Annotated in this window: 8 protein-coding genes; 3 read left to right on the top strand and 5 right to left on the bottom strand. The window is 69.9% G+C overall.

The window, feature by feature from the left end; translation table 11 throughout:
* Window positions 1-419: 419 nt before the first annotated feature.
* The gene (locus L0U85_RS19860) at window positions 420-2,498 is read right to left on the bottom strand and encodes a PhoX family phosphatase (protein ID WP_241379509.1); all 2,079 of its coding nucleotides are present in this window, start codon (window positions 2,496-2,498) and stop codon (window positions 420-422) included.
* Between the two features lie 215 nt (window positions 2,499-2,713).
* The gene (locus L0U85_RS19855) at window positions 2,714-4,099 is read right to left on the bottom strand and encodes an NAD(P)-binding domain-containing protein (protein ID WP_241379508.1); all 1,386 of its coding nucleotides are present in this window, start codon (window positions 4,097-4,099) and stop codon (window positions 2,714-2,716) included.
* Between the two features lie 107 nt (window positions 4,100-4,206).
* Between L0U85_RS19855 and L0U85_RS19850 the strand changes: the two genes are divergently transcribed.
* Both L0U85_RS19850 and L0U85_RS19845 read left to right on the top strand, forming a co-directional pair.
* Window positions 4,207-4,554 (top strand): metalloregulator ArsR/SmtB family transcription factor, encoded by a 348-nt coding sequence (locus tag L0U85_RS19850; protein WP_241379507.1) that lies wholly within the window; start codon window positions 4,207-4,209, stop codon window positions 4,552-4,554.
* 221 nt (window positions 4,555-4,775) lie between these two features.
* Complete coding sequence (locus L0U85_RS19845; protein ID WP_241379506.1) at window positions 4,776-4,964, top strand: DUF1918 domain-containing protein; 189 nt, start codon at window positions 4,776-4,778, stop codon at window positions 4,962-4,964.
* 6 nt (window positions 4,965-4,970) lie between these two features.
* Here the strand turns inward: L0U85_RS19845 and L0U85_RS19840 are convergent, their stop codons facing one another.
* The 3 genes from L0U85_RS19840 to L0U85_RS19830 all read right to left on the bottom strand — a co-directional run bounded on the left by L0U85_RS19840 (window position 4,971) and on the right by L0U85_RS19830 (window position 9,089).
* Window positions 4,971-5,960 (bottom strand): LacI family DNA-binding transcriptional regulator, encoded by a 990-nt coding sequence (locus L0U85_RS19840; protein WP_241379505.1) that lies wholly within the window; start codon window positions 5,958-5,960, stop codon window positions 4,971-4,973.
* A 542-nt stretch (window positions 5,961-6,502) separates the two neighbouring features.
* Window positions 6,503-7,453 carry a pirin family protein gene (locus L0U85_RS19835; RefSeq protein WP_241379504.1) on the bottom strand — a complete coding sequence of 317 codons (951 nt, stop codon included), beginning with the start codon at window positions 7,451-7,453 and terminating at the stop codon, window positions 6,503-6,505.
* Window positions 7,454-7,463: 10 nt separating this feature from the next.
* Window positions 7,464-9,089, bottom strand: coding sequence for an acyl-CoA dehydrogenase family protein (locus L0U85_RS19830; RefSeq protein ID WP_241379503.1), 1,626 nt, complete (start codon window positions 9,087-9,089; stop codon window positions 7,464-7,466).
* Between the two features lie 173 nt (window positions 9,090-9,262).
* Between L0U85_RS19830 and L0U85_RS19825 the strand changes: the two genes are divergently transcribed.
* A complete protein-coding gene (locus L0U85_RS19825; protein ID WP_241379502.1) occupies window positions 9,263-9,793 on the top strand; it encodes an Imm51 family immunity protein in 531 nt (176 codons plus the stop codon).
* Window positions 9,794-9,809: the final 16 nt, after the last annotated feature.

Raw genomic sequence — 9,809 nt, 5'->3', positions numbered from 1 at the left:
CCACACCGGCTGGCGCGAGACTCCGCCCCCGCCCCGAACCGGCATCCCCTCACAGCCACCGAACTTGTTGCCACAGTGCCCGCCGCAGCCGCCGAACCGGCCGCAAGAGTCCCGCTCCTGCTCCCCACGACCGACCTCCGTGGCCGACATCGCGCACCCGACCTTCACTCAGCTCCTTCGTCGCTGATACGCCTGAAGTCGGGCCAAAAGGCACCAGTGAGCCGCGGAGCCACCCTGCGCATCCCTCCACCTCGTCATCGCTGACGCTCTTGGCGCAGAAGGACCATCCACCCGACACCGCTCCCGGCGACGCACGGGCGGCCATTGCCGGTGTCCACACGGCCACGGGCCGACCGCCCGTTGCTTCGCACGCAGGAGGCCGGGACGGCTCCACAAGCCGTCCCGGCCTCATCCGGATGTCAGCAGCCGATCCGGCCGAATCCCTGCTTGGTCACATTGACCACCGAGGGCCTCGGGATACTGCCTGGTCCGTCGGGCCAGACCGAAGCCGGGTTCTCGAAGCTGGAGCCGTCGACTTCGCCGGGGTGCTGCGCGGCGACGAGCACGTGGCGGTCCTCGATGATCGGCCCGCAGGTCTCCGCGCCGACCGGCACGGTGAGGAACTGCTTGACCTGGCCCCGGTTCGACCCCTTCAGCGCGACGCCGAAAAGGCCGTCGTTGGAGCCGAGGGCGTTGCCGTCGGTGGAGATCCACAGGTTGCCCCACGGATCGAAGGCGAGGTTGTCCGGGCAGGAGATCGGGCTGACCTGGTCCTTGGGGAATCCGCCGTAGTAGGTGTTCGGGTCCTCGGGGTCGCCGCAGACCAGCAGCAGGTTCCAGGAGAACTCCAGCGCGGTCGGGTCGGCGCCCTTCTCGGTGACCTCGACGACCTGGCCGTGCCGGTTGGTGTTGCGCGGGTTGGCCTCGTCCGCCGCGGCCTGGCCGTCGGCGCCGCGCCGGGAGTTGTTGGTGAGCGCGATGTAGACGTCCCCGGTGTACGGGTGCGGCTCGACGTCCTCGGGTCGGTCCATCTTGGTCGCGCCGACCTCGTCCGCCGCCATGCGTGTGTAGACGTAGACCTCTTCGGCGCTCATGCCTTCGACGAAGGATTCGTCGCCGCTGGCCAGCGCGATCCATTCGCCGCCGCCGTCGAACGCCCCGTCGGACGGGAGCGCGCCCGAGCCGTCGATCTCCTCGGCGGGGCTGTTGCCGGTGAACTTGGCGACGTAGAGCGTACCTTCGTCGAGCAGCGCCATGTTGTGCCGCCGGGCGTGCTTGCCGTAGCCCTTCTTCATCTTGTTCTTGGAGACGAACTTGTAGAAGTAGTCGAAGCGCTCGTCGTCGCCCATGTAGACCACGACGTGGCCGTCGCGGGTCAGGCGCGGGTTGGCCGCCTCGTGCTTGAAGCGGCCCAGCGCTGTGTGTTTGCGGGGCGTCGAGTCGGGGTCGTAGGGGTCGATCTCGACGATCCAACCGAACCGGTTGGCCTCGTTCGGCTCGGCCGACAGGTCGAACCGCGGGTCGAACCGTTCCCATTTGCGGCCGGTGGCGCCGCCGCTCATGCCGTAGCGGTTCAGCTTGGCCCGAAGGTCGGGGTCGGTGACCAGTTCGGCGTTCGCGAAGTACTGGTTGAAGTTCTCTTCGGCGGTCAGCACTGTTCCCCACGGGGTGGTGCCGCCGCCGCAGTTGTTCAGCATGCCGAGGACGGTCGTGCCCGTGGGGTCGGCGGAGGTTTTGAGCAGCTCGCCGCCCGCGGCGGGGCCGGTGAGTTCGAACTCGGTGGTCGCGGTGATGCGGCGGTTGAGTTTGTGGCCGACGACCGGGGTGAGATCCCCCGAGTGGCGGTCCTCGTCGAGGGCGACGACGGTGCCGCCGTGCGCGGCCCAGGCGATCTCGACCTGCTCCCGGGTCGGCTCGTCGCCGTCGTACCCGGGGAACATGAGTTCTTCGTCGGTGTACTCGTGGTTCGCCCACATCACGCGGCGGTGCCATTCCCACGGGTGGCGCAGCAGTGCGAGGTAGTCGCAGTTGTAGCCGAACTGCCCGGCCTGGGCTTCGGGGTTCTGGGCTTCGGGGTCGAACTCGGGGGCGTCGCCGAGGACGGGGTCGCCCCAGCGGATGACGACCTGGTCCCGGTAACCGGACGGGATGGTGACGGCGTCGGCGGTGTTGGGTTCGACGGGCTCGAACTTGAGGCCCTTGGGCTTGCGGCCCCGGTGGGCGTGCGGTTCGGCGTCGGCGGACGACGCGGCGACGGGTGCGGCCAGGGTTCCCGTGGTCCCGACGGTCACCGAGGCCACCACGCCGGCGCGGAACAGGGACCGTCGGGAGACGGCCTGGGCGATCAGATCGCCGAGGTAGGGGTTGTCCGACGTGTTCGCGACGGGGTGGTCGCATGCGTTGCCGCAGCGGTATTCGCACGTCATCGCCGATCGTCCGGGCTTGTGCGGGGTCAGCAGCGGCAGGGCGCGCCGTTTGTCGGTGGGACGGTGAGGCATTGCATCTCTCCAAGGCAGTACGGGGTGAACGAGGTTTCCCGGATCGTTGATTCGGTTCGTCTCGAAACAGGACGCTATGTCGTGTCCTGGTCCGCTGCCACTAATGATAGGTGAACAGCAGGAAAACGGCTTCTGTCCGGATTCGACGGAAGCCGGGTCCCGTTGCCCATCGGTGGAGGGACCGAACAGAGTGTCGATCCCGCCACCGGTTCGACTCAGCTCGCCGCGGGCCGCGCGGATCCGCAGCAGCCGCCGGCCTGCGCCGGTTCGATGCGTTCGCCGGCGTGCCCGTGGAGGAGGCCGGTGGCCAGGCCGCGCCCGGCGTCGGCGGCCTCGGCGGGGTCGGAGGAGCACACGCCGGTCTCGGGCAGTTCGAGCGCCACTTTGTCGGCCGCCTTCCGGTCCCCGGCGAGTGCGGCCGCGATGGAGCGGACCTGCTCGTATCCGGTGGCGAGGAGGAAGGTCGGGGCACGGCCGTAGCTCTTCATTCCGGCGAGGTAGAAGCCCTCGTCGGGGTGGGCGAGGTCGGCCTCGCCGTGCGGGGGCACGGTGCCGCAGGAGTGGAAGTTCGGGTCGATGAGCGGCGCGAGGCGCGTGGGGGCCTCCACGGCGGCGTCGAGGTCGAGTCGGATCTCACGCAGCATGTCCAGGTCGGGCCGGAACCCGGTCGCTCCGGCCACCTGGTCGACGTCGAGCTTGACCGCCTCGCCGCCGCTGCGCCCGATGACGGTGACTCCGGTGCCCGCGGGGGCGAACTCGTCGATGGTGAACTGGTTGACGAGCTCCACCTTGCCGGTGTCGACCAGGGCCTTCATGCGGGTGCCGAGCGCGCCGCGGGCGGGGAGCGCGTCGGCTTCGCCGCCGCCGTAGAGTCGGGTGGCCGACCTGCCCCGAATGGCCCAGGTGACGCGTGTGCCCGGTTCGGTCTCGGCGATTTCGGCCAGCGCCAGCAGGGTGTTCGCGGCCGAATGGCCCATGCCGACCACGAGCGTGTGCCGCCCGGCGAAGCGGGTGCGCCCGGTCCCGAGGACGTCGGGCAACGGGCCTGCCGACCAGATCGCGGCGGGGTCTTCTCCGGGGGCGGCGAGGCCGTGGGCGCCGAGCGGGTTGGCCTGGCCCCAGGTGCCGGAGGCGTCGATGACCGCGTCGGCCACCACGTCGGTGTAGGCGCCCGCGTCCGTTCGGGTGCGCAGGAGGTAGGGGCGGCCCTTCCTGCCTACGGTGCGGGTCTTGTCGACGCCGGCGCGTGCCACGGCGATCACGCGGGCGCCGGATCGCAGGTGCGGCGCCAACTCGGGGGTGGCGGCGAGCGGGGCGAGGTATTCGTCGACCAGTTCGCGTCCGGTGGGGAGGGCGTCGAGGTCGGGTGCGGTCCAGCCGTGGGATTCGAGGAGGCGGGCCGCGGCGGCGTCGATGTCGTAGCGCCACGGGGAGAACAGGCGGACGTGGCCCCATTCGCCGATCGCGGCCCCGGCTCCGGGGCCGGCTTCGAGCACGATCGGGGTGATGCCGCGCCCGAGGAGGTGGGCGGCGGCCGCCAGGCCGACCGGCCCGGCCCCGATGACGGCCGCGGTCGCGGCGGGGCGGGTGGCGTTGGACATGCTGACCTCCGTGGGTTCTGGCGATCGCGCCTGACGCAATCGCATCAACGGATTCTATTGATATCAGCATTTACTGTTGATGGCAAGCATTGTGGTTTACTTGATCCATGACCAGTCCGAGCAGGATCGAGCTGCCTGTGGCCGCCACCGACGCGACGGTGATCGGGCGTGCCCGCGATCTCGCACCCCAGTTCAAGGCCCTCGCCGACGAGAACCGCCTCGCGATCGTGCTTCTGCTCTCCGAGCGTTCGCGTACCGTCCGCGAGCTGACTGAAGCGACGGGCCTGGCCCAGACCCTGGTCAGCCACCATCTCGCGCCGCTGCGCGAGCTCGGCCTGGTCACCGTGACCCCCAAGGGCCGCAGCAATGTCTACTCTTTGTGCTGCGAGGCCTTCTCCGAGCCGATGCGCATCCTCGCCGGGCTCTCCACCCCCGTCGACGCCGAGTGCGCCTGAACTGGATGCCGCGCGGCCTCCTCTGTCAGTCCGCGGTACAGGCGGCCTCCGGTGGGGCGCCGGGGGCATGGCTATATGAATCTCCAGGCGTTGACGGTCTGGCCGCCCGCCTCGCCTGCGTCGATCCGGTAGGACGCGTGCTCGGCTTCGCCTAGACTCGGAGAGGGCCCTCCGATGTAATGAATTGAGACCAGACCATTTGTGAAGAGGTGGTGAGGACCGTGCGCGCGAAGGTGGGCGACCGGTTGCGATTCAGAGGACGGCAGGTCGGCATGACGGAGCACACCGCGGAGGTGGTGGCGGTGCTCGGCGAGAACGGGGAGCCGCCGTACCGCGTCCGCCACGACAACGGCCACGAAGCGGTGGTCGTGCCCGAGTCCGACTGCGTCCTGGAGCCCCGCGAGCGCTGAGCGGGCTCAGGACCGCGGTGGGGGAGCGGTCGAGTCGCGGGTGACGAGCTTGGTCGGCAGCGAGATGTGTCCGGCCGAGCGCGTGCCGAGCTCGGCGTCGTCGGCGGTGTACTGGAGGAGCAGGTCCACCGCGGCCGTTCCGGCGTCGGCGGTCGGCACCAGGATCGTGGTCAGGCGCGGGCGCGCCAGGCGCGCGAGGACGGTGTCGTCGATGCCGATGACGCTGACGTCGCCTGGCACGTCGATGCCGAGGCTGTGCAGCCCCTCCATCACGCCGATGGCGAGCAGGTCGTTGTAGGCCAGGACCGCGGTGACGCCGGTGCGGGAGATCTCCTCGGCGACGGCCAGACCGGCGTCCTCGTTCGGCGTGTTGGGGCCGAGGACCGTCACGGTGGCCTGCCCGCCGGCGGTGGCGGTCACGGTCCGGCGGATCTGCGAGTTCGTCCACGACTGGCGCGGGCCGGACACGTAGGCGATCTTCTTGTGGCCCAGGTCGAGCAGGTGCCTGATGGCGACCCGGGCGCCGTGGACCACGTCTATCGTCACCGAAGGGATGCCGTCGACCTTTCGGTTGACCAGCGCGATCGGGATCGTCTGGCTGAGGCGCTCGATCTTGGCGTTCGCGATGCGCGGTCCGCACAGGATGACGCCGTCGACCTGTTTGGCCAGCGCGTCCACGAGTTCGGCTTCGATGGCCGGGTCCTCTGAGGCGTCGGCGATGAACAGGTGGTAGTCCCGGGCGCGGGCGGTGTGCTCGGCGGCCTTGATCATCGGAGGGAAGAAGGGGTTGGCGATGTCGGCGACGATGAAGCCGATGTTGTGGGTGCGGCCGGTGGTGAGCGCCCTGGCGACCCGGCTGGGACGGTAGCCGAGGCGGCGTGCCGCCTCCAGTACCCTGGTGCGGGTCTCGGGGCGCAGCCGGTGCGGCATCGAGAAGGCGCGCGACACGGTGGACATGTGCACCTGCGCTTCTCTGGCAACGTCTTTGATGGTCACGGCCACTTGAGGAGTCCTCTGTCGGTTCGCTCGGATCGAGAATATTCCATAAAACTACGCAAACGATTGCAGAGTGGTCAAGGGTGAAATCGAGAAATCTTCGGCTCATTCTTCACCAGCTGTTCGGCATATCCATGCATAATGTCAATTGTCCATTTGGGCGTTGATTATCTTCAATTTTCATTTCCGCCTGATATGCAAACGTTTGCAGACCTGAGCGACCCCCACCGCCTTCCACTGCCGCACCGCGAACACGCGATCAGTGTATAGATCGACGAAGATCCCGAAGACCGCACGTCGGGAGGGTTCCGCGGATGCGGAAGCGCATGCCGGTCATCCGGATCGGCGGCGGAGGCGAGACCGCCTTTCTCCTCGTCGACGGCGACGCCACCTGGAGCCTGCCCATGGTCGGGGAGGAGTGGACACCGTTGGCGTCCCGCGGTGGGTTGGAACGGCAGCATCGCCGCCGGCCGGAGCGACGAGTCGTTCGGGTTCATCGCCAGCGGTCTCAGTTCGGTGCTCCAGTGGACCTGCTCGGCCGATCAGCGGCGGCGCGGGTTCAGGCGCAGGGGCGGGATCGGCGGAGCTGGAATCCGCTCGCCGCCGTGTCCTGCGACCGCGCCGAAACGCGACTGGTCGTGCAGCTCCCATGCCTCGCGGGCCGCGACGATGTCGTCGTGACTGCGTCCGACGAAGTTCCACCACATGACGAGGTCCTCGGGAAACGGCTCGCCGCCCAGCAGGAAAATCTTCGCGCCGGCCGTGGACGACAGCGGCAGTTCGTCGCGGCCGGCGCCCAGGTAGAGCAGCGGTCCGGCCTCGACCGGCGTCCCCGCGACGTCGAGCGAGCCTTCGAGGACCAGGACGGCGTGCTCGAAGTCGCTTCGCAGAGGCAAGGCGGCCTTCGCGCCCGCGTCGAATTCGAGCTGCGCGCCGAGCAGCGGCGTGAAGGCCGTCGCGGGGGAGACGGCCCCGCCCAGCTCGCCGACTGCGACGATGCCGCGGACGCCGTCGGATTCGAACCGCGGCAGATCGGTGTGCTGCTCGAATGCCGGGGCGATGCCGATGCCGCTGTCGGGCAGGGCGACCCACAGCTGCATCCCGCCCAGCAGCGGAGCCTCGCCCAGTGAGATCTCCGAGTGCGCGATGCCGGGGCCGCTGGTCATGAGGTTGAGCTGCGAGGGCCGGACGACGACGTCGCTGCCGAGGCTGTCGCGGTGGCGGATCTCGCCGTGGAGCGGCCAGGTGACGGTCTGGAGCCCGGTATGCGGGTGCGGCGGGACGACCATGTCCGTGCGCTCGGGGCCGAAGCGGTCGAGGAAGCACCACGCGCCGACCGTCGGCAGGGTGCGCTGCGGAAGCGTGCGGCTGACCCGCATGGCCCGGACGCCGCCGAGCGGCACGTCCCTCGCCTCCAGGAGCCGCGCCTCCGGCCCGGCCTGTTCGATCGCGCGGCAGGGCGTCTCGGTAGGACGGGCGTCGAGATTGCTCATGCGACCCACACTAGTTCGGCGGCGGCAGGTGCCGGGCGACGATCGACGAGGCCGCCGGGGCGGGCACGGCCCCGTAGTTCAGGCCCCGGTCGGGACCGAGCCGGGACGAGCAGAAGGCGTCGGCCACCTCGGCGGGGGAGTGGCGGACGAGCAGGCTCGCCTGGAGCGCCAAGCCGAGGTCCTCGGTCAGGCGTCGGGCCCGCCCCGGCTCGACGCCGCCCGCGAGCCTCCGCCGGAGCCCCGCGAGGTGCTCGTCGAGGAGTCGATTGCCGCCGGAGGCGTTCTCGACCTCCGCGATGAACGCCTCGGCAGTCTCCGGCGCCGTGGCGAGCGCCCGCAGCACGTCGAGGCAGATGACGTTCCCCGAACCCTCCCAAATGGACAACAAAGGTTGCTCGCGGTAGCGCCGCGCCAGCGGCGCCTCCTCGACGTACCCGTTGCCGCCCAGGCACTCCAACGCCTCCGCCGCATGCGCAGGGCCGCGCTTGCACACCCAGTACTTGGCCACGGCGGTCGCCAGGCGCCGGAACGGCGCCTCTTCGGGCGAGTCGTAGGCGGCGGCCAGTCGCATCATCACGGCGGTGGCGGCCTCGGACTCGACGCACAGGTCGGCGAGCACCTGCGTCATCAGCGGCTGGTCGATGAGCCTCCTGTCGAAGGCGCTGCGTTGCGCCGCATGCCAAGCGGCCTCGGCGACGGACTGGCGCATCCCGGCGGCGGTCGCGATGACGCAGTCGAGCCGGGTGTGGTTGACCATCTCGATGATGACCGCCACGCCGCGCCCCTCCTCGCCGATGCGGTGGGCGACGGCGTCGTGCAGCTCGATCTCCGACGACGCGTTGGACCGGTTGCCAAGCTTGTCCTTCAAACGCTGCAAACGGATCGCATTGCGAGTGCCGTCCGGCAGCACCCGGGGCAGCAAGAAGCACGACAGGCCGCCCGGCGCCTGGGCCAAGACCAGGAAGGCATCGTTCATCGGCGCCGAGCAGAACCACTTGTGGCCGCGCAATGCATACGAACCGTCCCCCGCGGGCAAGGCGGTCGTGCTGTTGGCGCGCACATCGGAGCCGCCCTGCTTCTCCGTCATGGCCATGCCGACGAGCACGCCCGCCTTCTCGCGCGGGGGCCGCAGGCCGGGATCGTACCGGTCGGCGGTGATCAACGGCTCCCACACGGCCGCGAGCTCCGGATTCGCCCGCAGCGCCGGCACCGAGGCGTACGTCATCGAGATCGGGCAGCAGTGCCCCGGCTCGGTCTGCGCCAGCATCGACAGCAGCACCGCGCGGGCAGCGTGCGCACCCGGAACCGGTCTCGCCCAAGGCATCGCATGTGCGCCGTACTCCACTGCCAGGCCCATGAACCGGTGCCACGACGGGTGGAAGTCGACCTCGTCGACGCGGTGCCCGAAGCGGTCGTGGGTGCGCAGCACCGGCGGATACCGGTGCGCCTCGTCGGCCCACGTCGCCGCCTCCGCGCTCCCGAGGACCGCGCCCAGCTCCCCGGCGCGACCGGCGATCCACCCCGCCCCGGACCGGTCGGCGGCCTCGCGCAGCGGCGCGTTGTCGGCGAACAGATCGCGGCCCACTAGCGGCGGAGGCTGGTTGGTGACCCTGTGCGTGTCGGCCGAACCGGTCATCGCGCTCCTCCTCGTCGAGACCCATCATCGTAGTCCCGCCTGCGCTCGAGTGCGACCCGCGGCTGCGATAAGACGACCGCGATAGACGAATCAGGACGCCCGTCGGCGACCGAGGACCCGAACCGGCGCTTCTCCGAATAGGAGCGTCGGTCGAGCCGGTTAGGCTCATCGACATGGAAGACCGACCTGACTTCGCAGCCTTCCCCAACGCCGCATTCGTCGAAGGCGAGACCACCGATTCGGTGCTCTTCAGCCCCGGTGGCTCTGCCGACGGCCACCTAGCCGAGGTCTTCGCCGCCCATGGACTCGAAGGCAACGGCTACGACTGGCAGTCGGCGGTGCATGCCGCGCTGGTCGAGCGCGAACCGCTGCTGGAGCGATTCACTTTCGACTCCGAGGCCGGCATGTTCTGCGCCTACGGCGACGACCGCGAAGCACTGGGCGAGGTCACGGCGGTCGTAGAGCTGTTCCTGGCCGAGCCCGCCCGGCTGGTTGAGGCGCTCGAGGTGGCCTCAGAGCGCGACCTGTTCGAGATGTCCCCGCACATTGGCACCGGGCGCAGGGTCGGTGCGCCGGAGGAGACCGGAAATGGCCCTTGGGGCGCTGGCGGCATCTTTCACGTGGGTGGTTGTTGTGCGCCAAGGGCGGCAGCGACGAAGGCGTGTGGATGGGCGAGCCTGGTCTCGGGCCGCCTGGCCGAGTGAGGTCGGACGAGACTTT

It is taken from the genome of Glycomyces sp. L485 (assembly GCF_022548875.1).
Lineage (GTDB): Bacteria > Actinomycetota > Actinomycetes > Mycobacteriales > Micromonosporaceae > Glycomyces.
Note: the sequence above shows the minus strand (reverse complement) of the source record. Positions and strands in the feature narration are given on the sequence as shown.

Coding starts and splice junctions, on each gene's coding strand:
- L0U85_RS19860 (WP_241379509.1), bottom strand. CDS start 2,498: ATGCCTCACCGTCCCACCGACAAACGGCGCGCCCTGCCGCTGCTGACC.
- L0U85_RS19855 (WP_241379508.1), bottom strand. CDS start 4,099: ATGTCCAACGCCACCCGCCCCGCCGCGACCGCGGCCGTCATCGGGGCC.
- L0U85_RS19850 (WP_241379507.1), top strand. CDS start 4,207: ATGACCAGTCCGAGCAGGATCGAGCTGCCTGTGGCCGCCACCGACGCG.
- L0U85_RS19835 (WP_241379504.1), bottom strand. CDS start 7,453: ATGAGCAATCTCGACGCCCGTCCTACCGAGACGCCCTGCCGCGCGATC.
- L0U85_RS19830 (WP_241379503.1), bottom strand. CDS start 9,089: ATGACCGGTTCGGCCGACACGCACAGGGTCACCAACCAGCCTCCGCCG.
- L0U85_RS19825 (WP_241379502.1), top strand. CDS start 9,263: ATGGAAGACCGACCTGACTTCGCAGCCTTCCCCAACGCCGCATTCGTC.